Here is a 16,989-nt window from a genome sequence, read left to right as displayed (position 1 = left end):
GTCAGCTTCCTTTCCGCATCTAGCCCGCGATGTCCATCAGCGTGCGCTTGACGAGCGTGCGGGCGATGTCCACCTTATAGGCGTTCTTGCCGAGCGGCTTGGCCACCGACACCGCCGCCTCGCCGGCCGCCTGAGCCGTATCGGCGCTCACGCCGCCGGCCACGGCCTCCTCGGCTTCCTTGGATCGCCAGGGCGCCGGATGCACGCCGCCGAGCACCACGCGGGTGGCGCCGTCGGAGGTCTGCGCCACCGCGCAGTTCACCACGGGGAAATCGATGGACTTGCGCAGGGCGAACTTCTGGAAGGCGCTCTTGGCGACCTTGGGAACGCGGAACTCCTTCACCACTTCCCCGTCCTCCAGCACGTTGGAGCGATGCCCGTGGGCGCCGAAGAACTCCCCGGCCGGCACCTCGCGCTTGGTGGTGACCACCGTGGCCTCGAGGGCCACGAGCGCCGGCGCCGTGTCGTGGGACGAGGAGGCGAAGCAGCCGTTGTCGTCGCCGAAAATGGAGTGGTAGCGGTTGTCGCCGATGCGGGCCGGGCAGGTCGCCCCGCCCTTGCGGCGACAGTGGAAGCGGTCGTCGGGCACGCGGAAGTACCAGCAGCGGTGCATCTGGCACACGTTGCCGCCGAGGGTGCCCATGTGCCGGATGGTGGGCGATGCCACCCGCCCGGCCGCCTGGGCGAGCGCGGCCGCATGGGTCTTCACCAGGTCGCTCTCGGCCACATCGGCCAGCTTCGCCAGGGCGCCGATGCGCAGCGTATCTCCCTCCTCGGCGATGCTGTCGAGCCCATCGATGGTCTTCAGATCGATAACCGTCTCGGGGTACTCGGGGAAGATCTCGTCCTTCAGGGTTCCCAGAAGGTCGGTGCCGCCGGCCATGACCCAGGCCGTGCCGGCCTTCGCCTCATTGGCCGCCTCGTCGGCCGAGGAGGCCTGCATATGCTTGAAATGCTTCATGTCGTATCCTCCTTCGCGTTAGGCCTGCTTGGCGGCCAGCACCGCCAGCACCTTGTCGGGGGTGAAGGGCTGCACGGTGATGAAGTCGCCGCCCGTGGCGTTCTGGATGGCGAGCCCCACAAGCCCCGCGTTGGTATGGGCGTGAGCCACGCCCGTGGAACCGTAGGCGCCGCCGCCCATGCGGGTCTCCACCGGCACCGGCTCGATCTTGGGCTGGTCCAAAGCGGTGGGCACCTTGTAGTCGTACATGTTGCCGTTCAGAAGCACGCCGGTGTTCTCGTCCCAGATGAGCTCCTCGCGCAGCGCGCGGCCCTCGGCCTGGGTGAGCGCCATCTCCAGCTGGCCCAAGGCCGACGCCGGGCGGATGACCTTGCCGAAGTCGTGGGCGGCCACGTAGTCGAGCACTTCCACCAACCCCGTCTCCGGATCAACCGCCACCTCGCAGAAATCCACGTTCATGGTGCGCACGACGTCGTTCTGGAAGGGGGTCTCGGGCTTGCCGCAGTACCCCACAGCCAGCTGGCCGATGCCCACGATGGGCATCTGCTGGGAGGGGTCGGCCTTCAGCGTGATCATGGAGTCCACAAGATCAACCTCGTCGGGGGTCACGCCGAACAGCGAGGCGCCCGTGGCGAGGATCTGGGCCTTCAGCTGCACCGCCGCCTCCTTGGCGGCCCAGGTGACCGAGCTGCCGCGGTCGGCCGCGTCGCCCTGCTGCCAGTTGTTGTAGTTCGGCGCGTAGTAGACGATGACGTCCTCGGGCTTCATGCCCATCTCCTCGGCGATGACGAGCTGGGCCGCATCGGGCCAGTAGGTGCCGATGAGGGCCTCGGCGTAGGGCATGTAGATTTTGCCGTCCACGCCCATGCGCAGGTTGATGTTGTAGGAGATCATGCCCCAGGTCATCGACCAGCAGGCGCGGGCCGCCACGCCGTGCAGGCGTCCGTCCTCCAGCGTCTTTTCGCCCGGCGCGTGCCACTTCCCGTCCCAGTCGAAGGCCTTCTTGCCCGCGTCCATGCAGGCGGAAAGCGAGGGATCGGTCACCTTCACGTTCTTCATGATGACATCGGTGATGGGCATGTTCAGGGTGTTGGCGATGTGCGCGAAGGCCAAGTTCACCGGCTCCCACATGTCCTTGCCCGGGTCGGCCGTGGTGCAGGCGCCGTTGGTGACGTAGTAGGCCATGTCCGAGTAGATGTTCGGGCACACGGTGGACTTGAAGGCCTGGGCGTTGGGCGGCAGCACCAGATGGCCATGGGTCTTGTCACCGTAGCCGCCGCGGGCGCCGGACTGGTGCACGTTTCTCTGCTGCACGGCCACGAGCGTGCCGTCGTCGTTGAAGCCGATGCGCCCGGTGATATAGGTCTGGGGCACGGCGGCGTCGAAGGACTGGCGGCGGGTGTTCACGAAGCGCACGGGCACGCCGCCCAAGCGCTTGGAGAGCAGAGGCGCCAGCTGTGCGCCGCGCTTCTCCACGAAGTCGCAGTAGCGCGAAGCCATGTACGGCGTGAGCGCGCGGAACTTGTCGGCATAGGAGCCGAAGCCCATGTAGGCCGACACGATGGGGCCGTTGCTCGGGAAGTGCGCGTGGTTGGTGACGTAGCACATCTTCTCGCCGTCGGGGTTGCCCCACGGGTCGTTGGCCCAGTAGCTGAAATACGCCGGCGGCATCGAGCGGAACTGGCTCCACATGGGACGGCCGTACTCGATCATAGCCACATGGTCGGCAGCGGCCAGGCCCTCCTCCACGTTGCCGTTCTCCCATTCAACCGGGGCGCCGAAGGTGTTGCCGGTCATGTTGGAGTCGGGGTTCATCTCGGGACGCAGGATGGGGGCGCCGGGCTTGGCGGCCTCGCGGCAATCTAGGATGAAGGGCAGGGCCTCCCAGTCGACCTTCACGGCATTCAGGGCGCGCTTGCAGGTCTCCTCGTTCACGGCCACCACGACCACGCCCACCTCGTCGCCCTCGAACTCGGCCTCATCGCCCAGAAGCGGGCTCGCGCCGAACTCGTAGTAGCTGGGGCGGTACTTGGGCATGGAGGCAATCTCCTCGTCCTCATAGGTGAGCACGAGCTTCACGCCTTCGATCTGCTCGGCCTCGGAAATATCCAGCCCGGTGATCTTCGCATGGCCGTAGGGGGAATGCAGGGCCATGGCCGTGAGCGTGCCCTCCTCCCACAGATCGGTGGGGTACACCGCCGCGCCCGATATCATGTCCCAGGACTGGCGGCCGGGATGGTCCCACGTACCGACGTACTTGAAGTCGGTACGATCGTCGTTGACGCCCGATACGATGGATTCGCACTTCTCTCCCATTAGTTGCCTCCCTTCATGGCGGCGGCAGCCTCGGTGATGGCCTGCACGTGGCGGGCATAGGTGCCGCAGCGGCAGATGTTGCCCGCCAGCTCCTCGCGAATCTGCTCCTCGGTGGGCTCGCCGTACTTCTCGATGATGTACTTCGCCACGGTGAACTGGCCCGGGGTGCAGTAGCCGCACTGGGCCGCGTCGGCCTTGGCGTAGGCCTCAACCAAGGGACGGAAGCGCTCGTCGGCGGCGATGCCCTCGGAGGTCTCGATGGACTTACCCTCGCACTGGACGGCGAGCGTCGTGCAGGCGAGCGCCGGCACGCCGTCGATGAGCACGGTGCAGCTGCCGCAGCCGCCGCGATCGCACATCTCCTTGGCGCCGCCGTGCAGGTCGGTGGCCATGAGCAGAGTCTCGCGCAGGGTCCACTGGGGCTCTACCTGCACCTTGATCTCATGACCGTTGATGTTGAGCACGGCGCACTGCGGAATACCGCAGGAGGCATCGGGATGGGCCTCCTCGAAGTGCTTGACCAGGCTGTCGTAGTCGGTGGTTTTCTGGCCGCAGACCGGGCAGGTGTACACGAAGTCGGTCACCGTCACCACATCGGCCACCGCTTCCTCCGGCACGCCGAGCACGCTGCCGATGCCGAGCCCCGCGACCCCGGCGGCAATGCCCGCCAGGCCACCGGCCTTGAAGAAGTCGCGACGGGACACGTTGCTCATCGTCATACTCCTCCTCCTTCTCTTCTCGTCGTCGTTATTGACGCTCTCAGCATAAGAAGAGGAAGGGGTAGGCGCATTACACCAAAGGGGTAGCCCCGAGGGGTATTTTGGGGAAGGAAGGTAGGCGGCCGGCTGGGGCGAGGGGGTCCGCGCGCAGATTCCGCAGCGACTGGAACAGCCCCGTGGGCTGTTCCACCAAGCGAGGACTGCCCGAGCACGGCGCCCCCTCCCCCCCAGCCGGCCGCCGGAGGGACGGATCCCCTACAGCGAGCCCTCTTCCCGCAGCAACGCCACGGCTTGCATCTTCGAGTGCACGCCGAGCTTGGAATACACGTTGCCGAGGTGCTTCTTCACCGTCTCGCGGGACACCACGAGCACTTCGGCGGCCTCGGCCACCGAGGCGCCATCAGCCACGATGCGCAGACATTCCAGCTCGCGCTCGGTGAGCAAATCGGCGCAGGTGCGGCGGGGACGCGACGCCTCGTCGACAACGCGCAGGATGGCGCCGTCGTGGGAGGCGCTTTCCTCCCCGACTGCCTCGGGCGCGCGCAGCAGGTCCGCGGAGGGGCCCAGCGCCGGTGCGTACTCAGCGAAGGCCTGCGTAAGACCGCTTTCCCGGGACAGGACGTAGGCCTCGCGCAGAAGACGGCGGCTGGCGGCGTGGCGACCGGCGCGCTCGGCCACGAGCGCGGTGAGGCAGCAGGCTCTCACCCGCAGCGCGAAGTCGTCGGGCTGGACCGCATCGACGAGCACCGCTCCCCGTTCCCAGGCGTCGTCGTCGCCCAGGCAGAAGGCGCAGGCCAAATCGAAGAGACCCGCGCGACCCGTGCGAACCTCGGTGCCCACCCGCGCGCGGACCTGGGGCCGGAAGGCGTCGCACCAGTCGCGCGCCATGGCCAGGGTGGGCATAATGCCGCAGACCGATTCCGCATCGGCGCGCCAGGCGGCGAGGAACTCGTCCCGGGCGCTCGGGCTGCCCGCAGCATAGGCCGCCTTCGCCGCGATGCCGTTGAGCTCGGCCGTGTTCGCGGCCACCGCCTCGGATGCCGTCTGCGCCCGGTAGCGTTCCCGCTCGCGGGCGAACCCTTCCAAATCTCCGCGCTCGTAGGCCACGACAGCCAGGGCGGCGTAGGCTAAGGCGAGCATGGGCTTGCGCGGGCGCTCGCGCTCGTCGTACAGGGCCAGAGCACGCTCGGACAGCATCTCGGCATCGGGCAAGTGCCCGATAAGGGCCGAGAAGATCGCGGCGTTGGCAAGAGCGGAGCATGTGAGGTTGGCGTTGCCGATGTTCTGCTGAAGCTCCACCGCCTTCCGAAAGCCCTCGACGGCCCCCACCGGATCCTCCGTCCACCGCGACGAGGCGAGCACCTGGGTCATCATGCCCCGCAGGTAGAGCTCGTCGGCGGGCAGAAACCGCAGGGCCTTCTCGGCGTAGCTGCCGCTCTCGTCAGTGCGGCGATCGAACGACGCCACGAAGGCCTTCTGCACCATGCAGAAGGCGAACAGGAAATCCTCCCCGTCCTTCAGCGACAGAAGGGCCTGGTGGATGAGCTCGTTGGAGAGCACCGCATCCCCCGCCAGCGCCGCCGGCATGGCGGCCACGGCGCACAGGAAGGGGCGCTCGCGCAGGTAGTCGCGGGGCAGAAGCAGTGCCCAACGGAGCACCGTTGCCTGCTCGTCGTTCATGTAGAGCGCCTTCCAGCGGGAGACGATGATGTCGGAAAGCGCGTCCCAATCGCGCATCCAGAACGACAGCCCCACCGCCGCGTCGTCGAAGCCGCGGTCCAGATACCACTGTCGGGCGGCCAGGGCACAGGCGCGGGAGTCAGCATCGGGCAGCCGCCTGAGGTTCGCGCGGAGGGCGTCCAGGAGCATCTTGTGGTAGCGGTACCAGTCACCGTCGTCGGTGCCGGCGATGCGCTGGACGAACAGGCCCTGGGAGATGAGGCCCTCCACGCGCTCGCGCACCTGAAAGGGCTCAAGGCCCGTGATCGCCGCAGCCAAATCCACAGAAAACGAGTCCACCGTGCTCGTTTTCACCATGAAGTCGAGCAGGGGCGCATCCAGAGAGCCGAGCACCTCCTCGAAGAGATACGCGCTCACATCGTCGCCGGCACGGGCGAGCGCGGACGCCACCTCGGCACCCGACCCGTCGCCGCAGCACAGCTCCACCAAGCGACATCCGGCCGCCCAACCTTGGGTAGCCTCGTCCAAGCGGGCGGCATCGTCATCGCCGAGCGCCAGGCCAGCCCGAGCAAACAGCATCCGCTGCTCGTCGGGGGTCAGGCGCAGATCGTCCTGGGACAACTCGCCGAGACCGCCGGCCATGCGCAGCTTCGCCAGGGGCAGGCGCACGGGCACCCGCGAGGTCATGACCACGTGGAAGGTCGGGGGAAGATTGCGCAGCAGATAGGCGAGCCCATCGGAGATAAGCGGCGCATCGTGGACCGCGTGCACGTCTTCCAGCACGAGCGCACGGTCCGCCCCGTCGGCGGCAAGCGCCTTGAGCAGGCGGGCGAGCGCGTCATGGGCCTCCCCCGCGTCGGCCCAGTTGACATCCTGGGGGCTGAAGGGAATATCGAGTGCGGAGTCGGCCTCTTCCAGCGCAGATGCGGCCATGGCCCAGAAGCGCAGCGGATCGGCGTCGTCCTCATCGAGCGAGCACCAGGCCACCGCCTTATCGCAGATGGAGGCCCATTGGGCCACGACGGTGGTCTTCCCGAAACCGGCCGGCGCCACCACACAGGTCAGGGGGCGAGCGAGAGCGCCTTCCAAAATGCGCGCGGCACGGGCGCGCTCGAGGGCGTCCGCGCTCACCTGCGGCCGACGAATCTTCGTCGGCAGTATCGTGCATCCCGCGCTCATCCCCGCATCCCCTCCTCCTATGGCCGAACGCTCCGGCCTCGGTTTTCCCGCTATTCTACCACCGTCAACAGCGCCCGGGAAAGCACCGTCGCCGGCAGCTCGACACAGCCCTTGCGCGTGCGGCCCACCTCCAGGCCGCCGAGCAGCGCGCAGGCATCCTCGCCCGTGAGCGCGCGAGCCTGCGCCGCCGTCAATCCCTCGGCAGCTTCCATGAGCGCGTCGGCCGCGGCCAGGCACAGCGTGCAGGCGTAGCCGTCGAAGGCCGCATGCTCGACGATCCACCCGCATGCGCCGTCGCGCCGCAGCCGCACGCGCACTTCCAGCTCGTCGCCGCAGAACGGGTTGTCGCCCCGCGCACCTGCCTCGCGCACCTCCCCCGCCTTTCCCGGTGCCGTCCCCGCAGGAGCCAGCCCCTCGAAGCCGCGATGGGTTGCCCTCCGGCTGCGGCGGGCGATAGCGGGGTCGTCGACGGTCACGGTCATGACCGACCTCCCTTCTCGTTGATGCCCTTCTCGTCGATAGCTCGGGCGAGCGCCTCCACGAGCGCGTCCACTTCGTCCTCGATGGAATAGCCGGCAAAGCTCGCCCGCACGCTGGCGCGCACGCCGAGGGCCGCGTGCACGGGCTTGGCGCAGTGATGGCCCGCACGCACCATGATTCCGGCCGCATCCAGGGCCTGTCCCACATCGTGGGGATGCATCTCCTTCACCGTGAAGCTCACGAGCGAGCAGAAGGGCTCAGGGGCGCGGCCTCCGAGCACCGACACGCCGGGCAGCGCTTCCAGGCCGCGCCGCGCCCGCTGGGCCAGATGCCCGACGTGCGCGGCGATGCGTGCGGGGCCGGCCGCCTCAAGCTCGTCGAGGGCCGCGCTCCATGCCACCGCCGCGGCGATGGGCGGCGTACCGGCCTCAAAGGCCGCCGTGCCCTCAAGCGGGCTCCACCCGTCGCGCCCCACGGAGGCTGCCATACCACCGCCGAGAAGCATCGGCTCCATCTCTTCGAAGACGCGCGGCGAGCACAGAAGGGCCCCCACACCCGTAACGCCGCCCATCTTGTGAGCCGAGCAGGCGTAGAAGTCGGCGTCGCTCCGGTCGAAGGCAATCGGGTCGCAGGCGGCGCTCTGGGCGCCGTCGAGCACCACCACAGCCCCGGCGCGGCGCGCGTCGTGCATGATGCGATCGAGGGCAGGCTGGCGGAAACCCAGCACGTTCGACCGACTGCTGAGCGCCACGAGCCGGGGGCGGCACTCGGCAATGCTGCTCCACACGCCGTAGTCGAGTACGCCGTCGGCATTGAGCGGGATCCAGGCCACTTCCGCGCCGGCACGTTCGGCGGCCGAAAGCCACGGAACGAGGTTGGAGTGGTGGCCGTCTTCGGCCACGGCCACCACATCGCCACGCCGCAGATGGCCCTCAGCCCAGCCCCGGGCCGCCAGATTCAACGACTCGGTCGCCCCGTGGGTGAGCACCACCCGTGCCGCGTCGCCCACCCCGAAGAAGCGGGCCACGGACTCACGGGCGCACTCGAAGGCATCGGTGGCCTCCTCGGCGAGCCGATGGGCGCCCCGGTGGATGTTCGCGCAGCTGGTATGTAGGAAATCGGTATAGGCATCGGTGACGAAGCGCGACACGAGCGCGGTGGCGGCGCTGTCGAGGTAGACGAGGGGGCGGTTCCCTCCCGGCCCCATCCGCCGCTCCAGGATGGGATAGGCGCTGCGGTCGAGCGGCGGCACAGCGGACGCAACCGGAGCGATCGAGACGGGAGCGGAGGGGCTCAGATTAGCCACGGCCCATCGCCTCCTCCAAGCGACGCAAATCCGCCGGAGTATCCACGTCCTCGAACAGATAGGGGTCGTCGAAGTGCACATGGCGCGCCGCCACGTCGCGACGAGTGCGGAAGAGCGCCCGAGCGCCCTCGTCGCCTTCCAGGGCGAGCAGGTCGTCGAAGAGCGACTCGTCGAAGATGCAGGGGTTGCCGTGGCCGTGGTCGGTGGCGGACAGATAGGCCTGGGCGCTTCCCTGGTCGTACTCCCACAGAAGCGCGTTCAGGTGCGCCGCGGTCACCCGAGGCTGGTCGGCTACCATAATGAGCAGCGCGGACGCACCCTCGGCCCGGGCGAAGCGTACCGCCGCGTGCACCGAGGTCGCCTGGCCCGCCTCCCACTGGCGGTTGCGCACGATGCGGCACGGCGCGCCGCTCAGGTCGGCACCCTCCAGATGCTCCGACATCTCCCGATGATAGGCCCCGGTCACCACGGCAGCGCAATCGGCCGCCGATCCCGTTGCCGTGGCAAGAGCCCGATCGAGCAGGGTCGTGCCGGCGAAGGGGGCGAGCAGCTTGGGCGCCCCGAAGCGCCGGGAGACCCCGCCCGCCAGCACGGCGACGCAGGTCTTCGAGAACACTTCCATGGGCACTACCTCCTCTCTTTACGAGAGGAGTCTACCCGCGCCCCGCGCACCCCGCATTCCCCAAAAGGGGTAGGCGCATCGGTATTTCGATGCGCCTGGAACCGGAAAGCCCGATCACTCCAGCGATACGAACTGCCCGGCGAGCGTCCTATTCAGCGAGCTTCAAGGCTTGGTCGAGCTTCTGGCTGATCACCTTGGTCACGCCGTCACCTTGCATGGACACGCCGAACAGGGTGTCGGCCATCTCCATGGTGCGGCGCTGGTGGGTGATCATGATGAGCTGGGTGTCCTCGCGCAGGCTGTTGATGTAGGCGGCCAGGCGGCGCAGGTTCGTGTCGTCGAGGGCCGCCTCCACCTCGTCCAGGATGTAGAACGGGGTCGAGCGCGTGCGGTACACCGCGAACAGGAGCGCGAGCGCCGTGAGCGACTTCTCGCCGCCGGAGAGCAGCATCATCTTCGCGATGCGCTTGCCCTTGGGCTGGGCGTTCACCTCCACGCCGGTGTTCTCCAGATCATCCGGATCCACGAGCGACAGGTTCGCCTTGCCGCCGGGGAACAGCGTGGCGAAGATCTCCTGGAAGCTCGCATCCACCGTCTCGTAGGTGCGGATGAAGTCGTCCTTCATGCGCTGGTCGATGACGCGGTTGATCTTCGCGAGGGCCTTGCGGGCCGAGTCCAGATCGTCCAGCTGGCCAGACAGGTAGTCGTAGCGCACCTTCAGCTCGTCGTACTCCTCGGCGGCGTCGGGGTTGATGGTGCCGAGGTTCGCGATGCGGCGGTTGATGCGGAACAGCTCGTCCTCCACCTCGGCGCGCCCCTCCAGAGGCGGCAGCGCGAGCGCCGTCTCCAGCGGTGTCTTGCAATCCTGGGCGATGTGGTTCACCGCCGCCTCCACCTGCAGCTCCAAACGGCCCTTCTGCACCCGGGCCTCGGAGAGCCGCTCGGTGACGGCGTCGAAGGCCGCGTGGGCCTCGTGGGCCCGCTGGCGGGCCTCGGTCACCGACGCGTGCAGACCCGTGGAGGAATCCTGGGCGGCGGCGGTCTGCTCCTCCAGGGCGCGCGTCCAGCGCTGCGCGGCGGCCACGAGCTCGTCGAACAGGGCGAGCAGCGGCTCCAAGCGCGCGGCGGACACGGTCTTCACCTGCAGGAGGGAGGCCGCCTCGGCCGAGGCGGCGGCAAGCGACTCGAGGTCACGGGCGCGGGCGTCGCGCACGCGCTCGGCGTAGGTCACCCGCTCCACAAGCGTGGCGGCGGCGAGCTTCGCCTCGGACAGGGCGTCGGAGGTGCGGTGGGCCTCGCGGCGCAGGGGCGCGAGCTCCTCCTGAAGGGCCGCCGTGCGCTCCTTGGCCGCGGCCATCTTCTCCTCCAGCTCGGCGATCTGGGCCTCGAAGGACTCCACGTTGGGCCGGGCCTTGGAGATGACCGCCTCGGCCTCGGCGCGCTGACGCTCCACGCCCTCCAGCTCGCGCCGGCAGGCCGTGAGCTTCTCGGCGGCCGCGTCGGCGGCGGCGCGGGCGGCCTCGGCGCGGCCGCGCAGGGCCGCGAGCGACTGGGACAGCTCCAGGCTCGTGGCCTGGGCGTGGCGCAGGGCCTCCTCGGCCAGGCGGTGGGCCTCCTCGGCCTTGGCTACGGCCTCCTGGGCGGCCTGAAGCTGGGCGCGCAGGCTCTCCAGGCGGCGATGGCGCGCCAGGGCGCCGGTGCCCTCGTCCACCACCGAGCCGCCCACCGACACCTTGCCGGAGGGCCAGACCACCGACCCGTCGCCGGTCACGAAGCGCAGGGCCAGCGCATCGGCGGCATGAGCCGCAAGCGCCGCGTCCAGGCTCGGGCACACCACCACATCGCCCAGAAGCGCCTCCACCGCCGCGCGGTCGGCCTCGGGGAAGGAGAGCTCGGACAGAAGCGGGGTGCCCTCGACGCCGGCCGGGGGCCGCCAGCCCTCGGCGCGAGCACCGGGGCGCGCGGCGTCGTCGCGCAGCAGGAAGGCCACCTCGCCCTCGGCGCCGGCCTCGGCCAGGCGGGCCGCCACAGCCTCCACCACCGCCGCGTCCTCGACGAGCAGCGTGGTCACGTCGGCGCCGAGCAGCGTCTCCACAAGCCCCTCGAAGCCCGGGGCCGCTTGGACGATGTGCGAGAGCGGCTCGCCGATGCCGGCCAGCTCGTGGCCGTGCTCCACGAGCCACGCCCGGGCCTCGCCGGCCGAGGCGGCGCTCGTGCGCTCCACCTCCTCGAGGGTGGCTATCTCCACCGTGAGGGCGCGGTGGGTGTCCCGCGCCTCATCGAGGGCCGCCCGGGCCGCGTCGCGCGACTGCACGGCGGCGCCGACGGCCTGGCGGGCCGCCGACTCGTCGGCCACGAGCGCGGAAAGCGCGCCGTCGGCCTCGGCAGCTGCGGCAGCCGCCTCCTCGGCCTCGCCCTGCACGCGGGCAAGCTCCAGAGAAAGCTCGGCGGCGTGGCTCTCGATCACCTGCACGTGGGCCAGGCCGTGGGTGAGGGCCTCGGTGTTCTCGGCGTGCTTGCGCCGGGCCGCCTCGACAGACCCCGACATCTTCTCGTTGTCCTTCGCGATGGCCGACAGCTCCCGCTCCAGCGCCCCGCGGCGGCTGCCCAGATCGCGGTAGACGCAGTCCAGGTCCGACACCTTCTTCTCGGCCGCCTCGCGCTCGCCGGCGGCCTCGTCGAACAGCGCCGTGGCGCGCTCCAGCTCGGCGGCGGCCTCGTCGGCCTTCACGCGGTTCGCTTCCAGGGAAAGCTCCAGCTCGCCGGCGCGGGCGAGCGCCGCGCGGCGCCGCTCGCGCAGCATCATGGTGGTGGAGTCGAAGCGCTCCACGGCCGCCGCGGCCGCCCGATGGCGCCGCGACAGGTCGCCGGCGTCCACCGTCTCCTGGCGGATGCGCTCCTGCAGGGCCTCCACCTCGGCCTCGGCCGCCTCGATGGCGCCGCGCCGCTCCTCCATCTGCGCGGTCAGCTCGGCTTCGCGCTTCTGGGAGGCGTCCCACTCCCCCTGCAGCTGGCGCAGATCGTCCACGGCGATGCGCAGCGAGAGGTCGGCCTGCTGCACGGCGAGCTCCTGGTAGGTGCGGGCCTTCTTCGCCTTGCGCTCCAAAGGTCCCAGCTGACGGGCCACCTCCCCCACCACGTCGCGAGCGCGCAGGAGATGCTGGTCCATGTTCGCCAGCTTGCGCTCGCTTTTGGCCTTGCGCTGCTTGTGCTTCAGCACGCCGGCGGCCTCCTCGATGAGCGCGCGGCGGTCCTCCGGCTTGCTCTGGAGGATGGAATCCAGCGAGCCCTGGGAGATGATGGAATGGGTGCCCGTGCCCAGGCCGGAGTCGTGCAGAATGTCAAGCACGTCCATGCGGCGCGCCACGGTGCCGTTGATGAGGTACTCGCTCTCGCCGTTGCGGTACATGCGGCGGGTGATGGCCACCTCGTTGTAATCGACCGGCAGCGTGCCGTCGGAGTTGTCCAGCACGAGGTCCACCTCAGCCAGCCCCGCCCCGCCGCGGCCCGACGAGCCGGCGAAGATGACGTCTTCCATGGCCTGGCCGCGCAGGTTCTTCGCGTTGCGCTCGCCGAGCACCCACAGAACAGCGTCGGAGATGTTCGACTTGCCGGAGCCGTTGGGGCCCACGATAGCCGTGATGCCCGGCTCCATGGACAGCACGCTGCGGTCGGCGAAGGACTTGAAGCCCTTCAATACGAGAGATTTCAGGTACATGGGCGCTTAGTCCTGCTTCCTCTTGGCGGCGCGCTCGGCCTTGGCGGCGGCCTTGGCCTGGGCGGCGGCCTCGCGCTCGGCGGCCTTGGCGGCGCGCGTGGCGGCCTTCTCCTCGGCCCGCGCGGCCTTCTCGGCGGCCTTCTCGGCCTGCTGCTCGTCGGAAAGCCCGATGCCGAAGAACTCCGACAGGCGCGCCAGGGTGGACTTCGCCGCCTGGCTCTCGGCCTCCTTCTTCGTGCGGCCCACCCCGCGGGCAAGCCCCTTGTCGCCGGCGTACACCTGGGCGACGAAGGTGCGGTCGTGGGGCGGCCCCTGGGTCTCCACGAGCTTGTAGGTGGGCGTGATGCCGCCCTCCTGCAGCTTCTCCTGCAGGGCGCTCTTGGGGTTCTCGGGCTCGCGGGCCAACGACAGCGACATTTTCGGGATGAGAGTGCGCTCCACAAAGGCACCGGCCACGTCCACCCCGCCGTCCAAATACAGGGCGGCCACCACGGCCTCGTAGACGTTCTCGAGCGCCGAGTGCAGCCCGCGCCGGCCGGTGCCGGTCTCGGAGGACCCGAACACGATAATGTCGGCGAACCCGAGCTTCTCGGCCACCTCCGACAGGCTCGCGCCCGACACGAGGGCCACCTTGATGCGCGTGAGGCCGCCCTCGTCCAGCTCGGGGAAGCGGTGGAAGGCCTCGTTGGCCACGAGCGCCCCCAGAATGGAATCGCCGAGGAACTCCAGGCGCTCGTAGGAGAACTTCACGGCGCGGCCCTCGGTGGCCGAGGGGTGGGTGATGGCGGAAAGCAGGTACTGGGTGTTCTCGAAGCGCCAGTCTAAGATCTCCTGGGCGCGCTCGAGCTTCACGCGCTGCTCGTCGGTAAGGCTCATCGGGCATCCGAGGCCGCGGCCTCCCCTTCCCGGGCCCCCACGCCGGCCGCCTTGGCCGTGCGCGCCACGGTCTCGGCAATGACGCCGGCCACGTTCGCCCGCACGGTGGTGGCTGCCACGGCGATGCCGTTGGCGACGGCCGTCTCGCTCGAGGAGCCGTGGCCCACGATGACGGCGCCCTTCACGCCGAGCAGCGGGGTGCCGCCGTAGGTCTCCGGCGAGAGCTTCCCCTTCAGGCGCGCCAGGTCGCCCTTCACGAGGAGCGCCCCCAGCTTCGAGGGCAGCGAGGACATGAGCGCGTCCTTCACGTACTTGAACAGGGTCTTGGCGGTGCCCTCGATGGTCTTCAGGCACACGTTGCCGGTGAACCCGTCGCAGACCACCACGTCGAAATCGCCCGCCATGAGGTTGCCGCCCTCGCAGTTGCCCGAGAACTGCGGCACCGAGGCGGCCAGAAGCTCGTGGGCCTTCTGGGCGAACTCGTCGCCCTTGGTGTCCTCGGAGCCGATGTTCAGAAGGCCCACCCGCGGGTTTTCCACCCCCATGATGGCCTCCATGTACACCGCGCCCATCTGCGCGAACTGCACCAGGTACTCCGGCTTGCAGTCGGCGTTGGCCCCCACGTCGATGAGCAGGGTCGGACGCGCGTAAGCCGGGAGCACCTGGCCCAAGGCCGGGCGCTTCACGCCCTTCACGCGACCCACCACGAGCGTGGCGGCGGCCAGGCAGGCGCCGGTGGACCCGGCCGAGAAGAAGCCGTCGGCCGCACCCTCCTTCACCAGGCGGCAGCCCACCACGATGGACGAGTCCTTCTTGGCGCGCACGGCTGCGGCCGGGTGCTCGCCCATCTCGATGACCTCGCTGGCCGCCTGGGAGACCGCGCGGTCGTGGGCGGCGGCGAAGGGCTCCACCACATCGGCCGGCCCCACGACCACCAGATGCAGGTCGGGGTCGGCCCCAAGGGCCCGCGCCGCGCCGGCGAGCACCACGTCGGGGCCGAAGTCCCCTCCCATGGCGTCGACGGCGATAGTTACTGGTTCTGCCACGAAAACTACTCCTTGCACGTGAGAAGGTGTTTCCGGCCCTACCCGCGTCATGCGCGGACACGGTCGGAGACACGATGCCTATAGCCAAAAAGCCCCCTGGCAAACCAGGCTTGCGAAGCTTGGCATGCGAGGAGGCTTTGCCGACATCACGGAAGGGGTGAAACGCGCCTTCCGTGACCGTCAACAGCTGGAACTAATCGACTTCGATGACCTCGCGGTCGCGGTAGAAGCCGCAGTTGCCGCACACGCGGTGGGGAAGCTTCACTTCGCCGCACTGCGGGCACACGGAACGGGCGGGCGCCGAAATCTTGTCGTTGGTGCTGCGACGGGCATGGGTGCGGGCACGGCCCATTTTGCGCTTAGGTACTGCCATCTCGTTACTCCTTCTAGAGTCGGCCGGCAACAGCGCCGGTCAACAACTTCTTGTGTAAACGCACGATCTGATATGCTACCAAAGGCCGCCGACCCTCGCAAGGGGCAATTCCCCCGAATCCGCCAGCGGCCACGGCAATTCCAAACTCCACGACGCGAGCACCTCCGGTGCGCGGGGCGGTCGGGGTGCCTCGTGCTCGGTCAAGTCCTCGCTTTCGCGAAAAGGGGTGTAGCGATGATACACCCCTTTTCGCGAGTCTGCGGAATCTGCGCGCGAGGCACCCCGACCGCCCCGCGCACCTTCTCCTTCCCTTCCGCTACACCACCAACGTGAGGATGCGGAGGGCGAACAGGGCGGCGGCCACCCACATGACCCAGTGGACGTCCTTGGCGCGGCCCTGGGCGATGCGCACGATGACGAAGGCCAGGATGCCGAACATGATGCCGTTGGCGATGGAGTAGGTGAACGGCATCATGATGATGGCGAGAAAGCCGCCCACGGCACCGGCGGCGTCCTTCGTGAAGTCCATCTCGGTGACCGAGGACATCATGAGCAGGCCCACCCACACGAGCGCGGGCATGGTGGCAAAACTCGGGATGGCCAAGAAGATCGGCGAGAACACGAGCGCCACGATGAACAGCACGCCAGTCACGAGCGCCGTGAGGCCCGTGCGGCCGCCCGCGGCCACGCCGGCGCTGCTCTCCACGTAGCTCGTGGTGGTTGAGGTGCCCACGCAGGCGCCCACCACGGTGCCCACGGCGTCGGCCATGAGCGCCTCCTTGGCGCGCGGCAGGCGACCCTCCTTGTCGAGCAGGCCGCCCTTGCTGGCCACGCCGATGAGCGTGCCGGCGGTGTCGAACAAGTCGACGAACAGGAAGGCGAACACGATGACGGCGAAGTCCACGAAGTGGTTCAGGGCGAAGTCGAAGTTGAAGGCGAACAGGTAGGGCGCCTGCAGGTTGATGCCGTTGGCGAAGTCGGGGATGAGCGAGGCGGCGCCGGCCGCGGCGTCCACCGTGTACCAGCCGGCCAGCTGCGCCAGGATGCCGAGCACCCAAGTGCCCAGAATGCCCCACAGAATGTAGCCGGGCACGCGGTAGTGGTACATGACGGCCACGCCCACCAGGCCGATGACGGAAAGCGCCACCTGCGGGGTGGCGAACGACCCCAGATCGATCAGCGTGGAGGCGTTGCCCACCACCACACCGGCGTTCTCCAGACCCACCAGCGCGATGAACAGGCCGATGCCCACGGCGATGCCGGTCTTCAGGTTCTTCGGCACGTCGTTCACGAGCGCCTCGCGGAACTTGCACAGGGTGAGCAGGATGAAGATGACGCCCTCGACGAGCACGGCCGTGAGCGCGATGGTCCACGGATCCTGGATGCCCTGCTCGGCCATGGGCACGCACACCGAGTAGGCGAAATAGGCGTTCAGGCCCATGCCGCTAGCGAGCGCGATGGGATAGTTCGCGTAGAAGGCCATAAACAGCGTGCCAAACGCCGCCGAGATGGCCGTGGCCGTGAACACCGCGCCGGGTTCCATGCCCGACGCCGACAGGATCGAGGGGTTGACGGCGAGGATGTAGACCATGGCGAGGAACGTGATGGTGCCGGCCATCACCTCGGTCCTCACCGTGGTGCCGTGCTCCCCCAACTTGAAGGTGCGCTCGAGAAACTGCTCCATAGGGCCTCCTATTCAGCGAGAAGTGACGG

At 69.0% G+C, this 16,989-nt stretch carries 12 protein-coding genes; all 12 read right to left on the bottom strand.

Features of this window, described 5'->3' with window-relative positions:
• Positions 1-19: 19 nt before the first annotated feature.
• A complete protein-coding gene (locus tag Q5064_RS05185) occupies positions 20-961 on the bottom strand; it encodes a xanthine dehydrogenase family protein subunit M (protein WP_302962848.1) in 942 nt (313 codons plus the stop codon).
• Positions 962-979: 18 nt separating this feature from the next.
• Positions 980-3,277 carry a xanthine dehydrogenase family protein molybdopterin-binding subunit gene (locus Q5064_RS05180; protein ID WP_302962847.1) on the bottom strand — a complete coding sequence of 766 codons (2,298 nt, stop codon included), beginning with the start codon at positions 3,275-3,277 and terminating at the stop codon, positions 980-982.
• Positions 3,277-3,996, bottom strand: coding sequence for a (2Fe-2S)-binding protein (locus Q5064_RS05175; protein ID WP_302962846.1), 720 nt, complete (start codon positions 3,994-3,996; stop codon positions 3,277-3,279). The genes Q5064_RS05180 and Q5064_RS05175 overlap by 1 nt, the downstream gene beginning before the upstream one ends.
• A gap of 255 nt (positions 3,997-4,251) precedes the next feature.
• Positions 4,252-6,855: a LuxR C-terminal-related transcriptional regulator gene (locus tag Q5064_RS05170; RefSeq protein ID WP_302962845.1), complete on the bottom strand. Its 2,604-nt coding sequence runs from the start codon at positions 6,853-6,855 to the stop codon at positions 4,252-4,254.
• Between the two features lie 50 nt (positions 6,856-6,905).
• Positions 6,906-7,337: an iron-sulfur cluster assembly scaffold protein gene (locus Q5064_RS05165; protein ID WP_302962844.1), complete on the bottom strand. Its 432-nt coding sequence runs from the start codon at positions 7,335-7,337 to the stop codon at positions 6,906-6,908.
• Positions 7,334-8,641 (bottom strand): aminotransferase class V-fold PLP-dependent enzyme, encoded by a 1,308-nt coding sequence (locus Q5064_RS05160; RefSeq protein WP_302962843.1) that lies wholly within the window; start codon positions 8,639-8,641, stop codon positions 7,334-7,336. The genes Q5064_RS05165 and Q5064_RS05160 overlap by 4 nt, the downstream gene beginning before the upstream one ends.
• A complete protein-coding gene (locus Q5064_RS05155; RefSeq protein ID WP_302962842.1) occupies positions 8,634-9,263 on the bottom strand; it encodes a nucleotidyltransferase family protein in 630 nt (209 codons plus the stop codon). Before Q5064_RS05155 ends, Q5064_RS05160 begins: the two co-directional genes overlap by 8 nt.
• Before the next feature lie 148 nt (positions 9,264-9,411).
• Positions 9,412-12,981, bottom strand: coding sequence for a chromosome segregation protein SMC (gene smc / locus Q5064_RS05150; protein WP_302962841.1), 3,570 nt, complete (start codon positions 12,979-12,981; stop codon positions 9,412-9,414).
• Between the two features lie 6 nt (positions 12,982-12,987).
• A complete protein-coding gene (rnc, locus tag Q5064_RS05145; protein WP_302962839.1) occupies positions 12,988-13,857 on the bottom strand; it encodes a ribonuclease III in 870 nt (289 codons plus the stop codon).
• Positions 13,854-14,903, bottom strand: coding sequence for a phosphate acyltransferase PlsX (gene plsX / locus Q5064_RS05140; protein WP_368389096.1), 1,050 nt, complete (start codon positions 14,901-14,903; stop codon positions 13,854-13,856). The genes rnc and plsX overlap by 4 nt, the downstream gene beginning before the upstream one ends.
• Positions 14,904-15,096: 193 nt before the next feature.
• A complete protein-coding gene (rpmF, locus tag Q5064_RS05135; protein ID WP_016308571.1) occupies positions 15,097-15,276 on the bottom strand; it encodes a 50S ribosomal protein L32 in 180 nt (59 codons plus the stop codon).
• 316 nt (positions 15,277-15,592) lie between these two features.
• Positions 15,593-16,960 carry an NCS2 family permease gene (locus Q5064_RS05130; protein WP_302962834.1) on the bottom strand — a complete coding sequence of 456 codons (1,368 nt, stop codon included), beginning with the start codon at positions 16,958-16,960 and terminating at the stop codon, positions 15,593-15,595.
• Positions 16,961-16,989: the final 29 nt, after the last annotated feature.

Source organism: uncultured Adlercreutzia sp. (assembly GCF_958431955.1).
Taxonomy (GTDB): Bacteria; Actinomycetota; Coriobacteriia; order Coriobacteriales; family Eggerthellaceae; genus Adlercreutzia.
Note: the sequence above shows the minus strand (reverse complement) of the source record. Positions and strands in the feature narration are given on the sequence as shown.

What these genes read in the sequence shown, in the direction of transcription:
- rnc (WP_302962839.1), bottom strand. Translation starts at nt 13,857, where the DNA reads ATGAGCCTTACCGACGAGCAGCGCGTGAAGCTCGAGCGCGCCCAGGAG.
- Q5064_RS05155 (WP_302962842.1), bottom strand. Translation starts at nt 9,263, where the DNA reads ATGGAAGTGTTCTCGAAGACCTGCGTCGCCGTGCTGGCGGGCGGGGTC.
- Q5064_RS05175 (WP_302962846.1), bottom strand. Translation starts at nt 3,996, where the DNA reads ATGACGATGAGCAACGTGTCCCGTCGCGACTTCTTCAAGGCCGGTGGC.
- rpmF (WP_016308571.1), bottom strand. Translation starts at nt 15,276, where the DNA reads ATGGCAGTACCTAAGCGCAAAATGGGCCGTGCCCGCACCCATGCCCGT.
- Q5064_RS05180 (WP_302962847.1), bottom strand. Translation starts at nt 3,277, where the DNA reads ATGGGAGAGAAGTGCGAATCCATCGTATCGGGCGTCAACGACGATCGT.
- Q5064_RS05130 (WP_302962834.1), bottom strand. Translation starts at nt 16,960, where the DNA reads ATGGAGCAGTTTCTCGAGCGCACCTTCAAGTTGGGGGAGCACGGCACC.
- Q5064_RS05170 (WP_302962845.1), bottom strand. Translation starts at nt 6,855, where the DNA reads ATGAGCGCGGGATGCACGATACTGCCGACGAAGATTCGTCGGCCGCAG.
- Q5064_RS05185 (WP_302962848.1), bottom strand. Translation starts at nt 961, where the DNA reads ATGAAGCATTTCAAGCATATGCAGGCCTCCTCGGCCGACGAGGCGGCC.
- smc (WP_302962841.1), bottom strand. Translation starts at nt 12,981, where the DNA reads ATGTACCTGAAATCTCTCGTATTGAAGGGCTTCAAGTCCTTCGCCGAC.
- Q5064_RS05165 (WP_302962844.1), bottom strand. Translation starts at nt 7,337, where the DNA reads ATGACCGTGACCGTCGACGACCCCGCTATCGCCCGCCGCAGCCGGAGG.